Source organism: Flaviaestuariibacter amylovorans, from assembly GCF_039541815.1.
Classification (GTDB): domain Bacteria; phylum Bacteroidota; class Bacteroidia; order Chitinophagales; family Chitinophagaceae; genus Flavisolibacter; species Flavisolibacter amylovorans.
Genome location: NZ_BAABGY010000004.1, coordinates 25,998 through 45,380 on the forward strand (window position 1 = coordinate 25,998; position 19,383 = coordinate 45,380).

General features: G+C 60.7%; 16 protein-coding genes. 6 read left to right on the forward strand and 10 right to left on the reverse strand.

What is annotated here, in order from left to right; all coding sequences use genetic code 11:
- Positions 1–90: 90 nt before the first annotated feature.
- The 4 genes from ABD937_RS04875 to ABD937_RS04890 all read right to left on the reverse strand — a co-directional run bounded on the left by ABD937_RS04875 (position 91) and on the right by ABD937_RS04890 (position 4,527).
- Positions 91–1,191: a hypothetical protein gene (locus ABD937_RS04875; RefSeq protein ID WP_345253842.1), complete on the reverse strand. Its 1,101-nt coding sequence runs from the start codon at positions 1,189–1,191 to the stop codon at positions 91–93.
- Between the two features lie 373 nt (positions 1,192–1,564).
- Positions 1,565–2,806 (reverse strand): alpha/beta hydrolase-fold protein, encoded by a 1,242-nt coding sequence (locus tag ABD937_RS04880; RefSeq protein ID WP_345253844.1) that lies wholly within the window; start codon positions 2,804–2,806, stop codon positions 1,565–1,567.
- A gap of 39 nt (positions 2,807–2,845) precedes the next feature.
- Positions 2,846–3,616, reverse strand: coding sequence for an ABC transporter permease (locus ABD937_RS04885; RefSeq protein WP_345253845.1), 771 nt, complete (start codon positions 3,614–3,616; stop codon positions 2,846–2,848).
- Positions 3,613–4,527 carry an ATP-binding cassette domain-containing protein gene (locus tag ABD937_RS04890; protein ID WP_345253847.1) on the reverse strand — a complete coding sequence of 305 codons (915 nt, stop codon included), beginning with the start codon at positions 4,525–4,527 and terminating at the stop codon, positions 3,613–3,615. The genes ABD937_RS04885 and ABD937_RS04890 overlap by 4 nt, the downstream gene beginning before the upstream one ends.
- A 233-nt stretch (positions 4,528–4,760) precedes the next feature.
- Here ABD937_RS04890 and ABD937_RS04895 point away from each other — a divergent pair, with 233 nt between their 5' ends.
- Together ABD937_RS04895 and ABD937_RS04900 are read left to right on the forward strand one after the other, a co-directional pair.
- The gene (locus ABD937_RS04895; protein WP_345253848.1) at positions 4,761–5,801 is read left to right on the forward strand and encodes a sensor histidine kinase; all 1,041 of its coding nucleotides are present in this window, start codon (positions 4,761–4,763) and stop codon (positions 5,799–5,801) included.
- Positions 5,770–6,498 (forward strand): LytR/AlgR family response regulator transcription factor, encoded by a 729-nt coding sequence (locus ABD937_RS04900; protein ID WP_345253850.1) that lies wholly within the window; start codon positions 5,770–5,772, stop codon positions 6,496–6,498. Before ABD937_RS04895 ends, ABD937_RS04900 begins: the two co-directional genes overlap by 32 nt.
- A gap of 230 nt (positions 6,499–6,728) precedes the next feature.
- On the opposite strand, the gene ABD937_RS04905 is transcribed toward ABD937_RS04900, so the two are convergent.
- Complete coding sequence (locus tag ABD937_RS04905) at positions 6,729–8,003, reverse strand: exo-beta-N-acetylmuramidase NamZ family protein (protein ID WP_345253852.1); 1,275 nt, start codon at positions 8,001–8,003, stop codon at positions 6,729–6,731.
- A gap of 92 nt (positions 8,004–8,095) precedes the next feature.
- On the opposite strand from ABD937_RS04905, the gene ABD937_RS04910 reads away from it, so the two are divergent.
- Positions 8,096–8,431 (forward strand): HNH endonuclease, encoded by a 336-nt coding sequence (locus ABD937_RS04910; protein WP_345253978.1) that lies wholly within the window; start codon positions 8,096–8,098, stop codon positions 8,429–8,431.
- A gap of 23 nt (positions 8,432–8,454) precedes the next feature.
- Here the strand turns inward: ABD937_RS04910 and ABD937_RS04915 are convergent, their stop codons facing one another.
- Positions 8,455–10,371, reverse strand: a complete 1,917-nt coding sequence (locus ABD937_RS04915) for a beta-N-acetylhexosaminidase (RefSeq protein ID WP_345253853.1) — start codon at positions 10,369–10,371, stop codon at positions 8,455–8,457.
- A gap of 261 nt (positions 10,372–10,632) precedes the next feature.
- On the opposite strand from ABD937_RS04915, the gene ABD937_RS04920 reads away from it, so the two are divergent.
- Positions 10,633–12,042 carry a T9SS type A sorting domain-containing protein gene (locus tag ABD937_RS04920; RefSeq protein ID WP_345253854.1) on the forward strand — a complete coding sequence of 470 codons (1,410 nt, stop codon included), beginning with the start codon at positions 10,633–10,635 and terminating at the stop codon, positions 12,040–12,042.
- A 92-nt stretch (positions 12,043–12,134) separates the two neighbouring features.
- On the opposite strand, the gene ABD937_RS04925 is transcribed toward ABD937_RS04920, so the two are convergent.
- Together ABD937_RS04925 and ABD937_RS04930 are read right to left on the reverse strand one after the other, a co-directional pair.
- Entirely contained in the window at positions 12,135–12,863 is a 729-nt protein-coding gene (locus ABD937_RS04925) for a LytR/AlgR family response regulator transcription factor (RefSeq protein WP_345253855.1), read from the reverse strand.
- Entirely contained in the window at positions 12,864–13,931 is a 1,068-nt protein-coding gene (locus tag ABD937_RS04930) for a sensor histidine kinase (RefSeq protein ID WP_345253856.1), read from the reverse strand.
- Between the two features lie 210 nt (positions 13,932–14,141).
- Here ABD937_RS04930 and ABD937_RS04935 point away from each other — a divergent pair, with 210 nt between their 5' ends.
- Positions 14,142–15,266, forward strand: a complete 1,125-nt coding sequence (locus ABD937_RS04935; protein WP_345253858.1) for a DUF2911 domain-containing protein — start codon at positions 14,142–14,144, stop codon at positions 15,264–15,266.
- Between the two features lie 153 nt (positions 15,267–15,419).
- On the opposite strand, the gene ABD937_RS04940 is transcribed toward ABD937_RS04935, so the two are convergent.
- Positions 15,420–16,184, reverse strand: coding sequence for a hypothetical protein (locus ABD937_RS04940; protein ID WP_345253860.1), 765 nt, complete (start codon positions 16,182–16,184; stop codon positions 15,420–15,422).
- Positions 16,185–16,207: 23 nt separating this feature from the next.
- Positions 16,208–16,801 (reverse strand): MarR family winged helix-turn-helix transcriptional regulator, encoded by a 594-nt coding sequence (locus ABD937_RS04945; protein WP_345253862.1) that lies wholly within the window; start codon positions 16,799–16,801, stop codon positions 16,208–16,210.
- A 109-nt stretch (positions 16,802–16,910) separates the two neighbouring features.
- On the opposite strand from ABD937_RS04945, the gene ABD937_RS04950 reads away from it, so the two are divergent.
- Complete coding sequence (locus tag ABD937_RS04950; RefSeq protein ID WP_345253864.1) at positions 16,911–19,328, forward strand: TonB-dependent receptor; 2,418 nt, start codon at positions 16,911–16,913, stop codon at positions 19,326–19,328.
- Positions 19,329–19,383 lie beyond the last annotated feature (55 nt).

Here is a 19,383-nt window from a genome sequence, read left to right on the forward strand (position 1 = left end):
ATGAAGTCCCACGGGCCTCCCGGCCCGGCAGGCCCGGTATTTATACGGATCGTACACGGCTCCGCCCGTGCGTGCCTCCCGATAGCCGCCTTACAGTTCCGTACCGATGGCCTTGGTGACCCTTCCGAGCTCGTATTCCGAGCTGATGCTCGCTGCCGCCTTGCGGTATTCGGCCAGCAGCTTTTCGGAGCGCGGCATCTTCTTTGCGGCCAGCACCAGCAGGCTCGCTTTTTCATAATCCGAATGAATTCCTTTGGCGGCCCCGAAGAGCCCGGTCCAGGCTTCTTCCCTAGTACCGGCAAGCCCCAACAGCGCCTTCAATACCCCGGCTTTCTCGTAGTCCGACTTGATGGAGCCGGCGGCGGACAGCAGCGGTGCGAATTGAATTCCGGGCGCTGCGGCCGCGGCTTTCAACACGCGTGCCTTCTCATAATCCGACCGGATCGTTGCCGTGATCTCGGTGGCGCGGGTATAGTTACGAGCATCGAGCTTTTGCGCGAACACGGCGCTCAGGACGCCTGCGCGCTCGTAGTCGGAACCCACGGAGGCGGTGGCATCGAAGACTGCCGGCAGCACCGCCGCGGCCGACGACGACCGGCCAAGGAGCCTGCGCAGGAGACCGGCTTTCTCGTAGTCCGACCCGATGCTCCGGATACGCGTCGCCAGCAACTGCCAGTCGGCGGCGGAAAGCGAGGGCTGTTCCATCAGCGCCTTCAGGTAGATGCTACGCACATAATCGCCTGGCAGCCGGTCGACCTCCTTTAGCACCGCCGATGCGCCGCCACGAGCGAAGATCCGGGCAGTGCGCTCTTTAGCGCCTACACCCGTACGTACCAGAAGCGCCACCACCTCCCGCTCCATGCCGGCACAGGGTGCCGGCAGCTGCGCGGCAGCTTCGCCCCCATTGCAGCTATACGTAAGGCGTCCATCGGTGTCGGCGGTGATCGTGAGCTTGTTGTCGCCATTGCGGTAGCGCAGCTTGCTCCCCGGGGCGATCCCCGCTACAGCGGTCTCGGATTCGTTGAACGTCAGCTCGCCTTTGTAGGAAAGCTCGAGGTCCTCACTCTTGTTTTCGATCACGATCCGGGTCTCTCCATTATTGGTGGAAACGGAGGTGCGCTGGCTCTGCGCATAAACGGGGAAGGCAGGTGTCGAAAACAGGGACACGAGAAGGAGCAGCTTGTAGTTCATATTTTAAAGTTCGTGCATCATTGGCAGTATGCCGGCGGAAAGAGGTGCTTTGTGGCGAGCGGTTGCTTTCCGGGATGAAACAGCCAGGCAAGGGCGATTGCTGGAACGGGTGTTTTTTTTGTTAGAAACTGTTTACGTTGTTTGCTTTACGGGAGTGCGACAGCAGTCGGCCGCAAGCGGCCTGTTTTACGCGGCGGCGCGGCGAGAAGCGGCGCAGCGAAGCGGCAATGTGCTGAAAATTTTTCGTTGCATTTCATCGTCGCGCCGTTGCGTCGTTGCGCCGTCGCGTGCTAAGGCCGCTTGCGGCCGACTTTCCAGAGCTTTCAGGGAAGTATGTTAATTCAAACAGCCTCTAAGCAAAAGTGGCACAGCCCTATTGCTTTAGCTTGACCAGCTTTTCCCGGGTGCGTGCGTCTTCCCGGATCGAAAGCGCCTTTTCGAACTGCGCAACGGCTTTGTCCTTGTCGCCTTTGGCCAGGAAGAAATCACCGTACGAGTCGTACACGTTGAAGCTCCCGGGGTAATTTTCCAGGTTCAGTTTGAAGAACCCTTCCGCCTTCGCAAACTGTTTGCGCTGCAGAAAGCGGTAGCCGTAGGTATTGACCTCCGCTTCCGGCGGTTTCACTTCATAGCCATACAGCTTCGATATTTTCTGGTACCGCAACCGGAACTTCGCCGACAGGTCAACCGTGGAGTCGAGCACATCCCGGTTCTCCACGTGCAGCTGGTAATCTTTGAAGATCGTCCGGAACGCATCGTACAGCGCGATCAGCGGAACGGAGTTGTGGGTGTCGTTGTCGTAATAATTACCGGCGTACGTGAGCCCGGCCGGCCTGCGCGACCTGATGAAGCGGTCCAGGCCCAGCGCCGCCCGCATGCCCCGGGTACGGAGCGTGGTATCTTTCACCACTTTCTTTACAGTCATGCCTTCATCCATCGTATTGGCGATCGCCAGGTACAGGTTGACACCCGCAAACGACTTTTCCGACAGTGCCTTTTCGGTGGCCTTCAGGAAATTCAGGTCGTCCCACCACAGGCTCGGGTCGATGGCAACGTAGGTATTAAAGAGGCGCGTATGGTTGATGAGGACGTTCATCGCCGTGAGGCCGCCGAACGAGTGACCGACCAGCATCTTGTAGGGCTGTGTGGGATACTTTGCGTCGATATAGGGCATCAGCTCTTTTTCGATGAACGACAGGAAGGCTTCTCCCCCGCCGCTCACGGCAGCATTCACCGAGCCGGAAATCTGCTTCAGGAACGGGTCGTCGCCGGTTTTGGTGGGTGTGAGGTCGCGCGTGCGGTTGGTGTTCGCGATGCCGACGACGATCATTTCCGGGCATAGGGTATTTCCGTTCGTCCGGCTCAAATGCTGCATCATACCGACCACGGAATTGAAGTGTGCATCGCCGTCGAGCAGGTACAGCACCGGGTATTTCTGTTGCCCGTAAAGAGCACTGCCGCTGCTCTGGGGCACATGGACCAGGAGCTTTCTTTTCTCATGGAGGATGGTCGACTGCAGCGTATCGATGGTGCCGATGGTTACCCGGTTATCGGGCTGGGCATACGTAAGCAGCGAGAAAAACAAGGCGAAGAACAAAAGTGTCGATTGTTTCATGTTTGGGGATGTTCGTGTGGATAATGGTTTGATGAACCCTCAGGCTGAGGTCAGTCGCCTCCTCCGGAAGTCGAGAAAGCCAAGGCCGAGGAACAGGAAGGTGTAGCCGGCAGAGGTCCAGGCTACCTGCGGGAGCCGGGGCTGCAGCTGCGGGCTCAACGGGAACAGGTGAAAGCAGTAGGGGAAATAGTCGACCAGGGCCGTCCGGAACTCGAGGGCCATCATCATGCCGGTGACCCAGAGCACGAAGCCGACGGCCGTAGGCACCACGAAATTGCGGAACCGGAGCCCGAGCCAGAACTGGAGAGCGCATACGGCCAGCATCGTCACGTACATATTCCCGGTGCGCAGCGCCACCCGGCCGAAGTCGAACGGCTGCTCCAGCAGGTGGAGGTCGGGGCGCGCGACGTGCATCACGAGCACCGCCACCGCCATAAAGACCAGGTGCGCCAGCAGGAACAGCAGGAGCAGGCGGTTGATGTTGAGAAACTTGGCAAGGAATACGCTAGCCTTTGCCTGCGGAGAAGCGAAGACCTGCTTCCAGGTATTATTACGGTACTCGATCTGCGGCAGCAGGGTGCACACCAGGATCACGAACAGCGGAAAGAACAGGACCCCGGTTCGTTCGGCACCGAGCTCGAAAGCGCTGTTGAGCGGGTCTTTGGCAAGGGCCTTCAGATCGCTGCCGCCGGTGAGCACGTTGAGCAGGAAGAGGAAGGGAACAAATGCGGATCCGATCAGCGTCAGGTAAACCGACGCGGTTCTTTTCGACTTGAGCCTTTCGGCGCGGAGCGCGGTGAGCAGTTTCATGCGTGGGCGGTTGTAAGGTCAATGAATAATTGTTCGAGGTCGCTTTCCTTAGGATGGAGCAGGAACACATCGATCCCCTGCCCGGTAAGCCGCCGGTTGATGGCGGCTACCTGTGCATTGTTTTCGAAGGCGACGTGCAGGCCGTCGGCGCCGACCCGGGGCGCGTATTCGCCGAGCAGCAGGCGCGCGGCCTCGTTGTCGGACGTACGGAGGTGGAGACGCGCCCCCTGCCGCTGGAATCCGTGCAGCCCGGCGAGCGTTCCCTGGAACTGCATTTTTCCTTTGTAGATGATGCCCACATGGCTCACCATCTTCTCGATCTCGCCCAGCAGGTGACTCGAGATCAGGATGGTCATGCCGTGCTCGCGGTTCAGCTTTTTAACCAGTGCCCGGAGTTCGATGATACCGGCCGGGTCGAGGCCATTGGAGGGCTCGTCGAGGATGAGGAGCTCCGGGGCGGGCAGCAGGGCCAGCGCGATGGCGAGGCGCTGCTTCATCCCGAGGGAGAACTTCTTCGCCACCTTCCTGCCGGTGTCGCCAAGCCCCACGATGTCGAGCACCTCGTCTATACGCGCCTTGGAAGCACCATAGGTGCTGCGGTACACCTCGAGATTCTCGCGGGCCGTGAGGTGGCCGTAGAGCGACGGTGTTTCGATGAGCGAGCCGATGCGCCCGAGAATGGCTTCGCGGTTTCGGTGCAGGTGTTGTCCGAAGATCTCGATATCGCCTGCCTGGTTGTTCAGGAGCCCGAGCAGCAGCGAGAGCGTCGTTGTTTTGCCCGAGCCGTTGGGCCCGAGAAAGCCATAGATGCTGCCACGCTCCACGTGCAGGTTGATGCCCGAAAGGGTTTGCACATCGCGGGAGTAACGATAGGATAGCCCGGTGGTACGAATGAGGGGTTGCTGGTCCATAAACAGGGTTTATACAAGGGAGGCGGAACGGGTTGTCTGGCTTCCCAGGTACAAAGCAACGGGGTGCAGCCGGCCGTAGAAAACCGGATATGCTGATGCCCCTAACGGCTCGACGGAGGGCGCCAATGGCTATACGGAACCACCGGCAGACCCGAAGGGGCCATTCGTAGATCGGGATACCCGGCTAGTCGAGTACACCGCCCGGAAGCGGAGGCGACAGGTACCTTTGCGGGATGAACCGGATCAAAAAGGTATTCCTGCGGGTGCATGTTGTTCTGTGGGCCCTGTTCTCCTGGCTGGTAGCCTTGCAGCTTAGCCAGAGCGGGCCGCAATGGCAGCGCCTTGCAGTGGCCGTGATCGCGACCTGCCTCTATGCATTCTATGGTCAGTTCTGGCTGCTCACCCGCTACCCGGGCAAGCGGAACCGACGCGCCTACTACCTGCGGCTCACCCTACTCGTGTTCAGCGCACCCGTATGGTACCTCTTGCTGCACCACCGTCAGTTCGACCGCAACGAAGACCTGGCGGATAATTACGTGATCTCCCTTGTCTCCATTGTGCTCCCGTTCCTGTTCCTGGGCTGGCTCGCGCGCATCACCGAGAATCTTGTGCTTAACACCGTGCGAAAGGAGCAGCTCGAGAAGCAGGCCGTGGAAGCCGAGTTGCAATCCCTCAAGTCGCAGATCAACCCGCACTTTCTCTTCAATACGCTGAACAACATTCACACGCTGGTATATAAGCAGGCCCCGGCGGCGCCGGATGCCGTGATGCAGCTGGCCTCGCTGATGCGGTATATGATCTATGAATCCAACGCGCCCACCGTGCCGCTGGCGCGCGAGCTGAAATACCTCGAAGACTATATGGGCCTGCAACAGCTGCGCTACCGGGAGCGCCCCGTGGTCGATCTGCAGGTATCCGGCGACACCGAAGCCTGCCACGTGGCGCCGCTGCTCTTCATCCACCTGCTCGAGAACGCCTATAAGCACAGCAGCGCCCGCCTTGCGCCCGGCGACATCCGGGTGCAGGTGGAGGTACAGCACGATACGCTTACGTTCAGCGTGCAAAACCCCGTCGGCACACCTGCGGCCGCGCCTCCGCTCGAAGGTGCGGGTGGTATCGGCCTCCCGAATGTACGCAAGCGACTCGCACTGCTGTACCCGGAGCAACATACGCTGGAACTGCACGACACGGGCACTACCTTTACGGTCGTCCTCCGCATTCACGGTCTTCAACCACAGCCCTATGAAAGAGAAGCTCACCTGCTTTATCATTGACGATGAGCCCCTGGCGCAGGAGATCCTGGAGGAATATGTAGCCAAGGTTTCCTTCCTGGAACTGAAGGGGGTGTTCATGAGCCCGCTGGAGGCCGCAGGCCCGATCAAGGACCTCAGGCCCGACCTGCTGTTTCTCGATATCAGCATGCCCGATCTCGACGGCCTCAGCTTCATCCCGATGCTGAACCCGAAGCCCATGATCATCCTGACCACTGCGTACGATCAGTATGCGTTGAAAGCATTCGACCTGGAAGTAAAAGATTACCTGCTGAAGCCGATCCTGTTCGAGCGATTCTATAAGGGGGTGCTGCGCCTGTACCAGGAGCAAAGCGGGAAGAACGAGCCGGAATCCAGGGAACCGAAACCGGAGCGCCAGAACGAACCCGACCACATCTTCCTCAAGGTGGGCCACCGTATCCGGAAAGTAGCCACGCGCGACATCCGCTACGTGGAAGGTATGAAGGACTACCTGCGGATCCACACGCGCGACGAGGCGATCCTGACGCTGCTCAATTTCGCAAAGCTCGAAAGCATGCTGCCGCCGCGCGCCTTCGCCCGCGTGCACCGCTCCTTCCTGGTGGCCATCGACAAGATCGATCATATCGAGAAGAACCGTATCCGGATCGGGAACGACCTCATCCCCATCAGCGACAGCTACGCGGACGCGTTCTATAAGCTGCTGAAAGGCTTGGAATAAACGGCTCCCGCTTTAGAGGTCATTGCGAGCGCTGTTGACGTGACGGTAGCGTTGTATAGGTCATTGCAAGCGTAGCGAAGCAATCTCCTCCGTTACGCGGAGTGACCCTAAAAGCCGCAGCTAAAGGAACACTCCGCAGGTTGCGGAGATTGTCCCGAGGCTTCGGGACGCTGCGCTCGCAATGACATCTCCGTCGAGAAAAGCTAGCCCCTCACCTACGAGACCAAACATCAATCCTTGTAAAGCAGATACTTCTTCCGCATCTTCTTGTAGTTGCTCAGTCCCGGCTCCCAGCTTTTCCGGATGTCGGCTTCCGAAACCCCATCGATGATCTGCTGCCGGAACTCGGAGGTGCCGATCTGCACTTCGATCGAATTCATCTGGTTACTCAGCTTCGAGTCGAAGAACTTCTCCTTTTGCGGGGATGCCTTGTACAACTCCATGATCCAATCGAGGTTGATCTGCTTCCGCTTCAGCAGTTTATTGACATCGTAGTTGCGGAGGTCAAGGCCATAGCATACCTCGTTCATGAAGAGGGGTGTCTCGGCCATGCCTTTGATGCTCGTGGGCGTGAACGAAAAATCGTAGATCCCTTTCAGGTAAGGCGCGCCCAATACCGTAAAGGGAAACTGGGTGCCGCGGCCGTGGTTGAGGTAGGTAGCCTCGAACATGCAGGTGGACGGGTACAGCATGATGGCCTGCTGCGTGTTGAGGTTGGGCGACGGCTTCACGGGCAACGTGTAGTACATGCTGTGGCGGTAGTTGGCCACCGGTACGATCCGGAGCGGGCAGGTCATCTTATTGGTCAGGAAGCCTTCGCCGTTGGCCATCTGCGCAAACTCCGCAACGGTGAGTCCATGCGACATCGGGATGGGGAACATACCGATACCCGACTTGTGCTTCATATCCAGGATGGGACCGTCTATCAGGTAGGCGTTCGGATTGGGCCGGTCGAGGATGAGCAGCTCCTTCCCGTACTCCGCGCAGGCCTCCATCAGGCGCGACAGCGCATTGATATTGGTATAATACCGGACGCCCACATCCTGCACGTCGTAGACCATGACGTCCACGTCGGCGAGGTCTTCCTTCGAGGGCTTGTTCTTTTTTCCATAGAGCGAGATGAGGGGTATGCCCGTGGCAGCGTCTTTTTCATCCGCCACATGCGCACCCGCGCTGGCATTACCCCGGAACCCATGCTCCGGCCCGAATACCTTCACGATATTGACGCCCAGGGCCTGCAGGCTGTCGACCATATGCCGGCGCCCGATGATGGAGGTCTGGTTAGCCAGGATGGCCACCCGCTTGCCTTTGAGGTAAGGCACGTATTGCTCCGTCTGGTCGGCCCCGGTGCGGATCGTGTCTTTGGGAGCAACCGGCACGTTCGTCCGGCCCCGGGTATCGTCCGGAGCCGACGCATCAACGCCAGCGCGCTCCGGGCTTTTAAAAGCTATATTCAGCGCAGGCACCAGTAAGGCAAGGCAAGCAAAGGCAAGAAACTTTTTCATACGCATTCAAATATACTTCATCGGGCGGGCACTACCCGGCACAAACGGCCCCGCACCGGGCTTCGCGGCCTGCATATCCCTATCTTTATTTCCTGCACCAACCACCTCTATATTGCTGTTATTGCGGCGCGCAGCTGAATTCGGCCAGCCGCCCCCTGCCCTGGGGTATCGAGCACCTGGTGCCGCGCTCGCGGCGCGGAAACAACCGCCCCGAAAACAAGCAACCCTGCTGCGTGCCTTGCAACCGGGAGCGCGCCAACAAAAGCTACGAGAAGTGGCTTTCGGAGCTGAGCGCGCTGCTCGCCGGAACAAAAGACCCCGTTCTGCGCTACGAGCTGGAATACAAGCTCGAAAACATCGCATACTGGAAGCTATTTGTAGCCGCCGCCGGTAAGCGGCTGCGCAGTACCCGGAGCTATTACCGGTAGGCATTCAGCGCAGTACGCACCGCTTATTTCTTCAACAGGCCCGCCCTCCTTTTCAACTCCTCCACCGGCATGAGGTTGAAGCGGCCCACCTGCTGCTTGCCCCTGTAGGTCACCACCTTCAGCATCACCGCGTCCTTCGGGGGTGTCAAGGCTGTGGTGTATTTGGGATAGAAGCGATCGGGGAACGAGTTGTCGAAGCTGTAATAGATATCAAGGCCTTCCACCTCCGTACTGAGCTCCACGTTCACGGTACTGTCCTTTGTACGCGTCACCGTAAAGATGGGATCGTAGGCGCTGCGTGCGTACTTGACCTCCGCCTCGTCGAAGCGGCCGAAGTGCGTTTCCACCTTGCTGAAAAAGCGGTTCCAGTTCTTCTTCTCCCGCGGCGACCACACCGACTCCGCGATCGCGAGGCCCCGTGGCCAGATCATGTATTGCGCCTGCCGCAGGTTGTACACCTGCTCGGTCCAGAGATTGCCCTGTCCGCCGTTGATGAAGGTCGTCTGTACCGAGTCGGGCTGCGGGTCGAACTGGTAGGCCTTGCTGAGGCGCAGGGAGGCATAGATCCTTGTTTCGATCACGGGGTCGGCCTGCATGTAATCGAGGTAGGCATACTGCGTCGGGCTCATCACCACCTCGTGGCCCATCCGCGCGGCCTCAATGCCCTGCTTCATCCCGCGCCAGCTCATGACGGCCGCGCCGGGCGCCAGACCGCCCTCCATGATCTCATCCCAGCCCATGAACTTCTTTCCCTTGGCCAGCACGATCTTCTGGAGCCTTCTTTCGAAATACCCCTGCACTTCCGGGATGGTCTTCAACCCTTCGCGCTGCATGAGCGCCTTCACCTGCTCGTTCTTCTCCCAGTAGTTATGCGGTGCCTCGTCGCCACCCACGTGTATGTACTCAAACGGGAAAAGCTGCGCCACTTCCGTGATCACCTTGTCCATGAACTCGTACACCTTCTCGTTGGCCGGGCAAAGCGTGTTGTCGACCAGGGCGATCGGCGGCGCCCCGCGCGACCAGTCCATGATCGGCTCGCCGGACCGCACCACGTATTTGTCGGCGCCCTCGGTGCAGGAAAGCTCCGGGTAAGAAGCGATCGCGGCAAGACTGTGTCCCGGCACGTCGATCTCGGGTAAGATGTTCACGAAGCGCTCCTGCGCATACTGTACGAGCTCGCGGATGTCCTCATGCGTGTAGAAGCCGCCGAAGTTGCGCGGCTCGTCGGCCCCGGGCTTCGAGAAGGTGCCGAAATAGCCTTCTTTCTTCACGTTCCAGGCGCCCACCTCAGTCAGCTTCGGCAGGCTCTTAATCTGGATCCGCCAGCCCTCGTCGTCGGTGAGGTGCAGGTGCAGGATATTGTATTTATACCGGACCATGCCGTCGATGAACTTCTTCACGTCTTCCTTCGTAAAGAAATGCCGCGTCACGTCGAACATAAGCCCCCGCCAGCCGAAGCGCGGGTAGTCGCGCACTTCCACCACCGGAGCCGTCCAGCGGGTACGGGCAGCCTTTGCGTTGGACTCGATCTCCTTCGGGAACAGCTGAACGAGCGTTTGCGCACCATAGAACAAGCCCGCCGGCTCGTTGGCGGTGATCAGAATTCCTTTGGGTGTTACCCGCAGGGTGTACCCGTCTTTCTTTATCGACCGCTGCGCCGGCCGCGTCAGGTACAGGCGTACGGTGGGCGTGGATGCCGTTGACACCACCGACACGCGGGCACCCGTAGGCGCCGAGAGACGCTCTTTAAGGAAGGCAACCGTGGTCTTGAGCGCCTCCATCGCCGGGGCTTCAATGACCACGTGCTTCGGAAGCACGAACTGCCCCTTGCCTTTTTTTATCGATACCGGTTCCGGGATGATGGCGATGGAGTCGGAGCTTTGTGCAAAGGATGCGTCTGCAGCAATCAGTATAAAGAGAAGCAGGAAAAGCTGTTTCATATAGCGCGTGGGTTGTTCCGTGGTAAAGTCGTATAAAAGTAGGGCGGCGATCGCAGGAAGCAACTCGCACGTTCCGGTTTTTTAGGAACCACCAGTGCCCAGGGGCCGTTCGCTTCGTCCAGACACCATCCGAATTCAACGCTTTTCGTCCGGGTGTTCTACGGATTCAGGTTCTTTCTGTCCGCCACGATCAGCCCTCGTCCCTTTGTAAAAAAGACAGGGCCTGGCCGGGATAATTTACAGCAAACAAACCCCAACAACATGCGAAAAATTCTACTGGCCGCCTCCCTCCTCTTTCTCGGCAGCACGTCCCGCGCGCAATGGCTGCCGCAAAATGCCGGCTTCAGCAACGACACCCTGGGCTTCTACGAACTATCGCTCCCCGACAAGTACACGGCCTGGGCCGTTTGCTACGATGGTAAGAACGGGCTCCTCAGTGGCCGTCCGGTGCTCGACTTCACCCGCACCACCAATGGCGGCAACACCTGGATACCCGGGAAGATGGGTACCGACCGCACGCTGCGCTTCTCCAACATCAGCGCCATCGACGGGCAGGAAGCCTGGGTGGCGATGAACAAGATCGGCCCCGCGCCGGGCACCTTCGGCAAGGGAGGCGGCGTGTTTCATACCACCGACGCCGGCGTCACCTGGGAACATACAGAACCCGGCGAGCTGTTCGATACCGGCTCGGTGCCGCGCTTTGTGCACTTCAAAGACAAGAACAAGGGCATCGCCGTGGGCGACCCGAAGGGCGGTTACTTCGAAGTATACACCACGATGAATATGGGTAAAAAGTGGAAGCGGGTAGACGCCACCGATCTGCCCGCACCGTTGCCCAATGAGATCGGCTGGATCAGCGGGTACGCCGTGGTGGGCAACACCATCTGGTTCGGCACCTCGCGCGGACGGATGTACAAGTCCACCGACTTCGGGAAGAACTGGACGGTGCATGTCGTAGACTCCATCCCCGGCACCTATGTGCAGGAGATCGCTTTTCTCGATGATGGCCTCACCGGCGTGGCCCACCTGCGCGGCCGCAGCCGCACCTTCGTGTTTTCCACCACCGACGGCGGCCTCACCTGGACCAACTACTTCCAGCCGCCCAACTGGAAGAACAGCCGCATGACCGCGGTGCCGGGCACCAATGCCTTCGTATCTACCGCCGTGCATCCTAATCCCATCTTCCAGGGATCAGCGGTATCCTATGATGCCGGCAGGACCTGGACCGAGATCGACAACCAGGCTTCGAAAGCCGTGTGCCGGTTCTTTGACGCGGAAACAGGCTATGCCGGCAGCTTCTACGTCACCAACCCGTTCCGTGGCGGCATCTTCAAGTCGCAGATCGTGTTTCAGCAGCCCGCCGCCACGGAGAGCGCCCGTAGCAGCAAGCGCCGCGCCGCAGCGCCGAAAAACGCAGCCGCATCAGTCGCGGTACACGTATACCCTACGCCGGCTCGGGATGTCGTCAACCTGGTCTTCGGGGGTGTGCCCGCGGGCAAGGAAGGAGTCGCCAGCATCCACAGCCTCGACGGCCGGCAACTGCTGTCGGCAAGGCTCTCTGGGGCAAGCACCGTGCAACTGAACGTGAGCGGACTGCCGGCCGGCCTGTATACGCTGCGCATCGCCACCAAAGCAGGTACTAAAAGCCAGGTCATCACCCTTGCGAAATAGAAGCGGACACCGTGAGCAATCGGAAGGGCGGCCATTGATGGCCGCCCTTCTTTATGGTGCATCCGACCAGGTGGCGGGAAGCCAATCATCGATCACCGGTCGCCGATGCCGATAGCCCGGAAGAACCGCTCCTTGAACTGTACCCCGATCGGGATCTCGGCGGCATCCACCAGCACACTGTTGGGTGAAACGGAACGGATATGCCCCCGCGCAACCAGATAAGACCGGTGTACCTGCAGGAAATCGCCGCCCGCCTCCTGCAGCATCGCCTCGAACTTCGAAAGCGGCACCAGCGGCATCAGCCGCTTGCCCGAGCGCAGCACCACCATCGTATAGTTCTTGCGGGCCTCGCAGTAAAGAATATCGCCGAGCGCCACCGGGTAGCTCTTGCCTTCCGATTTGATGAAAAAGCCGGCAGGCGCAGCCACCTGCGCCGGCTTGCCGCCCGCAACCTGGAACAGGTCGATGGCTTTGTAAACGGCCTTCGCAAAGCGCTCGAACGAGAACGGCTTCAGCAGGTAATCGGCCACGTTGAGCTCGTAGCTCTCCACCGCGAACTCGGGGTAGGCCGTGGTCAGGATCACCGGCTGCCGCGGCTGCAGGATCTTGAGCAGCTGCAGGCCCGACAGGTTGGGCATGTTGATGTCGAGGAAAATGAGCTGCACCTCGGGATGGCCCTTGAGAAACGCGATCGCCTCGAGCGCATTGATGCATTCGCCGGCCACAGAAAGCAGGGGCAGCTGCGCAATATAGCCGGTGATGATGCGCCGCGCGATCGGCTCATCGTCCACTACCAGGCAGGTGTATTTCTCCGGTTCCATTCAGGTTGCAGGTTGAAAGGTTGGGTGTAGCCGCAGGGTCAGCGTTACAGTATACCAATGATCTTGCCGGTCCACCTCGAGCGCGTGCGCATCGCCGGGATACAGTACGTCGAGCCGGCGCCGCACGTTGACGAGCCCGATGCCGGTACCCGGGTCGGTGCTTTGCGGGTTGTAGTTGTTGCGGACCACCAGGGTGAAGCGGTCGTCGTCGAGCGTTGTTTGAATGAAGATCTCGACGGCGCCGGCGCTCGCCCGCTTCGCGTGCTTGAACGCATTCTCCACGAACACGATGAGGAGCAGCGGTGCGATCGGCGCGCGGGCGCCGGGCGGCACCTGGTTGTCGTACCGGAGCACGAGGCTGTCTTCGAGCCGCAGGCTTTCGAGGCGGATGTACCCCGACAGCACTTCGAGCTCATCGCCAAGCGGCACATAGGGCTTCTGCGTATCGTACAGCGCATGGCGCAGCAGGTCAGAAAGCCGGAGCATGAGGTCGGGCAGCTTGTCGGATTTGGTAACGGCGAGCCCGTACAGGTTGTTGAGCGTGTTGAACAGGAAATGCGGCGCGATCTGCGACTTCAGGTTGTTCACTTCGGCCAGGAGCTGCTCCTCACGCCGTTTTGCGGCAAGGCGGCCGGCGATGTAGCTGTCCTTGAAGTAGCGGCAGGCGGAGATGAAGAGAAAATACACCAGCACCACGGCCACGTTGTTGAGGAGGATGTCGGGGTACGACTGTCCGCGAAAGGCCGGCTCGCCGCGCAGGTAGTAGAACTGGAACTCGGTACGCACAACTAGGTAACCGATCCAGGCGGAGGCGCCGAGCGCGAAGTAGGCAAAGGTTCTGCCGCGGCCGATGAGCCGGCGATAGCCGGCCAGCGTGGCGTAGGTGACCATAACGAGCGCCCCTTCCGACAGCAGCATATACTCCAGGAAGATCCGCGGGTAGTAGTTGACCGTGATGTAGTAGGGCCAGAAGCGGAAGAGGGCATAGCCGGTCCAGAAGGCAAGGTGCCAGGGCCAGCGCCTGTATAAAAGCAACTCGTTTTGCCTGCCGTCGTTGGATAGCCCCATGCCGCGCGCTCTTTTGTGCAAAGTAATCATATCACCGCCGAAGCGACCCAGCTGTCCGTCCCGGAAAGTACGGCTTCGTCCTTTTTCGCAGCGCCCATCCGATCGGCAAACCAGTTTCGGAACCTGCAAAATGAGATCCGTCCTTTTGCGCCCGGGCAGCGTAAACTACGTGCTACTTTGGCCGCACAACATTCATCAAAACAAGGCTCCATGAAACTGCCCCTCTACCTCACCGCACTGCTCCTGGCCTCCGGCCTGGCACTACGGGCACAGGTACCGTACAATGCCGCAGCACCCAACGGTTATACCCGCAAAGCGATCGTATCCGAGCAGGTGGGTCTCACGCAGGTTTCCATTACCTACCACCGTCCCGCCGTGAGCGGGCGCGCCGGTAAGATCTGGGGCGGCGTGGTGCACAAGGGCTTCGCCGATCCCGGCTTCGGCAACGGCAAGCCGGCGCCCTGGCGGGCGGGTGCCAACGAAACCACGGTGATCGAATTCGACAAGGATGTACTGATCGAAGGCAAGCCCCTCCCCCGCGGCCGCTACGGATTGTTTGTTGCCTACGACTCGCTGCAGTCGAGCGTCATCTTCTCGCGGCGCGCCGATGCCTGGGGGGCGTTCTTTTACGAGGAGCAGGACGATGTACTCCGGGTAGCGGTGCAGCCGCGCGCGCTGGAGCAGAGCGTGGAGCTGCTGCGCTACGAGTTTGTGGAGCAGACGCCGAAGGGCGCCACGGTGCTGCTGTCGTGGGAGCGGCGCTCGATCCCGTTCCGGGTGGAGGTGGATCTCCTCGCCCAGCAGTTCGAGGCGTTCACCATCGAGGCGCAGCACCCGCAGGGCTTTACGGCTCAGGGGCTTACCGTGGCCGCCAACTGGGCGCTCCAGAACAACTACCGGCTCGACAAGGCACTCGAATGGGCCACGATGGCCACCAGGCCCGGCTTCCCCGGCGACCCCACCTCCTTCCCGGCGCTATCGGTGAAGGCGCTGCTGCTGACGCGCCTCGGCAAGACCGAAGAAGCATTGGCCGCTACCCGCGCCGCCCTCCCCCACGGCAATGTGCAGGGGGTGCAGCAGCTGGGCCGCCAACTGCTCGCCGCCCGTAATAATACGGCCGCCCTCGAGGCGTTCCAGTATAACTACAACAAGGCGCCCGGCCAGCTCCTCAGCCTCACCGGGATGGCGCGGGGCCTGTCGGCCGCGGGTGAATACGCGAAGGCGCTCGAGCACGCCGAGAAAGCGTTGCCCCTCGCGCCCAACGAAGCGAACCGCAAGGCGATCCAGTCCATGATCGAGCGGCTGAAAGCCGGAAAGGACATTAACGAGCAATAGGAAAAAGCGTGAGGGGTCAGGCGTGAGGTGAGCGGTCCGACAGTAGCTGACTACTTCTCACGCCTCATGCCTAACGCTTCACGACAACACTCGGAGAAACCGACTTAACAATCATCTACCTCTATCTCATGTGCCTCATGACAGGCCGGGTGTTTACCCGGCCTTTTCGTGCAGCAGCGCCGCGTCAGGACGTACCTGCGTTGCTGCCTGCCACCGGTACCCCTGGTAGAGGAACAACAGCAGCAGCATTGCGGAGAGCACCCCTGCCGTAAGCCGCAGCACACCGTCGAAGCGGATGGCAAGGCCGAACAGGGCCCAGGCGAGCGGCAGCAGGTAAAAGGGCTGCCGGAGCCGGCGGAACGCCAGCAGTACGATGGCGCAGGCCACCACATAGATCAGCACGGCCCAGGTGCGCGCCGGGAGCGGAGCGCCGCTCCAGCCGCTGCGGTTAAGGAGGTCAGTAGTGAACGGGATCATCGCTACCGTAAGCCAGCCCGCATACAGGGCGAAGGGTATGGAAAGCCAGCGCTCCGGCGCCCAGCGGCGCAGCAGCACGATGGCCACTGCCAGCATCGCCCATTGCAGGAAATAGGCCGGCACCCACCATTCGGCACCGACGATCACCGTCCAAAGCAGGTTCAGAAAAATGCTCAGCGCCGCAGGCAGTGCCGCCCGGTCCGCCTGCCGGTCGTCGATAGCAGTGCGGCTCACGCCATAGAAAGCGTAGTATACGAAGCCCAGGTAAATGAGGCCCCAGATGCTGAAGATGAAGGGCGGCGGCAGGGTGTAATTCAACAGCACCTCGCGACCTGCCACTTCGGCGGTCGGCTTGAGTGGCGTCATCCCGGCATTGATCCAGTACTGGCCGAAGAGACTCGCGAGTGTAACAGCGAGCACGAGCCATCGTTTGCTTTTCATATCGTGGGGTTTAGTTGTATGTGCTAAACGGAGCGGCGCATTTCGGCCAATACCTGCTGGTGATGCCGGTCGAGCTGCCCGAGCCAATCAAGGAGCGCCCGACGCTCGGGAAGCGGCAGGGGTCCGAGCACATCGGGCAGTTCGCGGAAGCCCTCGAACAAGGAGAACAGCAGTTTTGCCCCCTCCGGTGTGAGGTGCAGCAGCTTCTGGCGCCGGTCCTGCACGTCGGGTGTTTCGCGAACGAGGCCCCGGCTGACCAGCCGCCGGATGATGTCGTTACCGGTGGTCACTTCCTGCAGCATCAGCGCGCAGGCGCGGCTTTTCGACAGGGGACCGCTTTGCTGCACCGTGGCCAGGTAGCCGAAATCGTCGAGGCTGTTGAGGCCGTGCCTGCGTACGAGGGGCTTTGCATACACAGCCACGTATTGATTGAGCTTCGCCAGCAGGTAGCCGGCCTGCAGGGCAAGTTGCTGCGCCATAGGTGCCGCGTCGGGGGTGGCATCGGGCAGCACGTCGTTGCCGCAGGCCAGCCAGGCGCCGAATTCCGGGAGCGTACCGTCGGGGTGCGCCGCCGTGAACTTCTCCCAGGCGCCCATCAGTTCCACCAGTTTACCCATATCAACCGAAAATTTATATGATTACTGCACCGGGGCGCAGGTGAAAAAAATTATTACGATTTCCAAACAATCCAACCGAAAATATGTTGATATCGTAAAATAAATCTTCATGCGCCTTTTCTACCTGCTACTTCTCCTTTGTACGCAAAGTGCGGTTGCGCAGACGGCACGCGTCGGCGGCACCGTGCGCGATGCAGCCACCAATAGCCCGCTTCCCTTTGCCACAATACGCGTGGAGCAGGGCGGCCGCCAATTAGCAGCCGACTCCACCGGGGCATTTCTCTTCAGCGACCTGGCCCCCGGCACCTATGCGTTCACCGCTACCGTCACCGGCTACGAGCCGCTCACCCAGTTCAACATCCCGGTCACCACGGGTAATACCGGCGAGCTCGTATTCCGGCTGGCGCCGGCCGCCGGCACCCTGACCGAGGTGCGGGTGGGCGGCTCGCGCCGCTCCGTGCGCGCCACAACGCTCGAAACACCCCTGAGCGTGCAGCGCCTCAGCACCGAGGAGATCAAGAGCAGCCCGGGCAGCAACTTCGACATTAGTCGCGCCGTGCAGTCGCTGCCCGGCATCAGCGGCAGCGACGGCCTTGGCGTGGGCTATCGCAACGACCTCATCATCCGCGGCGGCGCTCCCTACGAAAGCGTCTACTACCTCGACGGCATCGAGATACCAGTGATCAACCACTTCGCCACACAGGGCGCCGGCGGCGGCCCGCAGGGCATTCTCAACGTATCCTTCATCGAGGATGTGCGCGTCAGCACCAGCGCCTTCGATGCGCGGTACGACAATGCACTGAGCGGCGTGTTCGCCTTTCGCCAGAAGAACGGCAACCGCAACCGGGTACAGGGCAATATCCGCCTCAGCGCCTCCGAGCTGGCCGCCACCTTCGACGGGCCGCTGAGCAAAAAGCGCGACCTCACCTTCCTGGCCTCGGCGCGCCGCAGCTACCTGCAGCTGCTGTTTGCGGCACTCGACCTGCCGATCCGCCCCGAGTATTACGACTTCCAGACGAAGCTCAATTACCGGCCCGACGCGAAGAACGAGTTCACCCTGATCGGCATCGGCGCCATCGACCAGTTCAAGTTCGGGCGGATCCGGAAGCCGACGCTCGAGAAATACACAATCCTCGAAGGAGTGCCGGCCAACAACCAGTGGAACTACACAATCGGTGGCCGCTGGCAGCGCTCGTTTACGCGCGGACTTCTTACGGCGGCCCTCAGCAGCAACAGCTTCGACATCGACCTCGTGAAATACGATGGCAATGCGGAGCGGGCGGAGAACCTGCGCTTCCGCACGGCCTCCCGCGAATCGGAGCAGAAGCTCCGCGTGGAGCTGACACAGAATTATGGCGACTGGCGCCTTTCCCTGGGCGTCAACGGGCAGCACACCGACTACCGCAATTCGAGCTACATCCGCCGCCGCCCCGAGGTGCGCGATCCGAACGGAAACGTTGTACAGGCGGCCGACATTTTCGCGTACGATACCGACCTGCAGTTTCTCCGCTACGGCAGCTTTGTACAGGCAGGCCGCACCCTTCTCGACGGCCGCCTCAGCCTCAGCGGCGGCCTGCGCTTCGACGGAAACGGGCTCAACCGCCGTACCGCCTTTTCGCCACGGGCCTCGCTGCGCTACGCCTTCACGCCGGCCTGGTCGTTCAACGCCACCACCGGCAGCTATGCACGCCTCGCCCCCTACACAGTACTCGGTTTCCGGGAGGCCGGGACCTTCGTCAACCGCGACATCGACTACATTTACTCGGACCACTATGTAGCGGGGATCGAGTTCGTTCCTTCTTCCAACCGCCGCTTCACGCTGGAAGCCTTCCGGAAGGGGTACCGCAACGTACCGGTGAGCCTGCGCAACGGGATCAGCCTCAACAACCTCGGCGCCGACTTTACGGCGTTCGGCAACGAGCCCGTGGCCGGCACCGGTAAAGGGGAAGCCTATGGGTTCGAGTTCTTTGCCCAGCAGAAGCTCACGAAGCGCTTTTTCGGGTTCGCGAGCTACACCTATGTGCTGTCGCGGTTCAGCGGCACCGACGGCGTGCTGCGTCCGAGCGCCTGGGACAACCGGCACCTGGCGAGCTTCACGCTCGGCTACAAGCTTCCGCGCAACTGGGAACTCGGGCTCAAGTACCGCTACCAGGGCGGGCTGCCCTTCACCCCCTTCGACGAGGCGGCCAGCCGGCTCAACTACGCCCGCACCGGAAGCGGCATCCTGGACTACAGCCGCTTCAACGAAAACAGGCTCCGCTCCTTCCAGCAAAGCGACCTGCGGGTAGACAAAAAATGGAACTTCCGGAAGGCCACGCTCGACCTCTTCATCGACATCCAGAACTGGACAGCCTTCAAGGCGCCGCTGACCCCACAGTACACCTTTGACCGCGACCTCACCACTGGCTCCTTCCTCACCACCGATGGCGCCGCATTGCGCGCCGACGGCGCCAACGCGATACCGCGGGTACTGACGGAAGACACCTCGGTTCCCCTGCCGACGATCGGTTTCATCCTGGAATTCTGACGCGGCGGAAATGCTTCAACGCGGCGGCGCCGGTGACTACCGCGCACCGGTACCA

Excerpts from the sequence above, each read along its gene's own strand:
- ABD937_RS04875 (WP_345253842.1), bottom strand. The coding sequence starts at position 1,191 with ATGAACTACAAGCTGCTCCTTCTCGTGTCCCTGTTTTCGACACCTGCC.
- ABD937_RS04880 (WP_345253844.1), bottom strand. The coding sequence starts at position 2,806 with ATGAAACAATCGACACTTTTGTTCTTCGCCTTGTTTTTCTCGCTGCTT.
- ABD937_RS04885 (WP_345253845.1), bottom strand. The coding sequence starts at position 3,616 with ATGAAACTGCTCACCGCGCTCCGCGCCGAAAGGCTCAAGTCGAAAAGA.
- ABD937_RS04890 (WP_345253847.1), bottom strand. The coding sequence starts at position 4,527 with ATGGACCAGCAACCCCTCATTCGTACCACCGGGCTATCCTATCGTTAC.
- ABD937_RS04895 (WP_345253848.1), top strand. The coding sequence starts at position 4,761 with ATGAACCGGATCAAAAAGGTATTCCTGCGGGTGCATGTTGTTCTGTGG.
- ABD937_RS04900 (WP_345253850.1), top strand. The coding sequence starts at position 5,770 with ATGAAAGAGAAGCTCACCTGCTTTATCATTGACGATGAGCCCCTGGCG.
- ABD937_RS04905 (WP_345253852.1), bottom strand. The coding sequence starts at position 8,003 with ATGAAAAAGTTTCTTGCCTTTGCTTGCCTTGCCTTACTGGTGCCTGCG.
- ABD937_RS04915 (WP_345253853.1), bottom strand. The coding sequence starts at position 10,371 with ATGAAACAGCTTTTCCTGCTTCTCTTTATACTGATTGCTGCAGACGCA.
- ABD937_RS04920 (WP_345253854.1), top strand. The coding sequence starts at position 10,633 with ATGCGAAAAATTCTACTGGCCGCCTCCCTCCTCTTTCTCGGCAGCACG.
- ABD937_RS04925 (WP_345253855.1), bottom strand. The coding sequence starts at position 12,863 with ATGGAACCGGAGAAATACACCTGCCTGGTAGTGGACGATGAGCCGATC.
- ABD937_RS04930 (WP_345253856.1), bottom strand. The coding sequence starts at position 13,931 with ATGGGGCTATCCAACGACGGCAGGCAAAACGAGTTGCTTTTATACAGG.
- ABD937_RS04935 (WP_345253858.1), top strand. The coding sequence starts at position 14,142 with ATGAAACTGCCCCTCTACCTCACCGCACTGCTCCTGGCCTCCGGCCTG.
- ABD937_RS04940 (WP_345253860.1), bottom strand. The coding sequence starts at position 16,184 with ATGAAAAGCAAACGATGGCTCGTGCTCGCTGTTACACTCGCGAGTCTC.
- ABD937_RS04945 (WP_345253862.1), bottom strand. The coding sequence starts at position 16,801 with ATGGGTAAACTGGTGGAACTGATGGGCGCCTGGGAGAAGTTCACGGCG.
- ABD937_RS04950 (WP_345253864.1), top strand. The coding sequence starts at position 16,911 with ATGCGCCTTTTCTACCTGCTACTTCTCCTTTGTACGCAAAGTGCGGTT.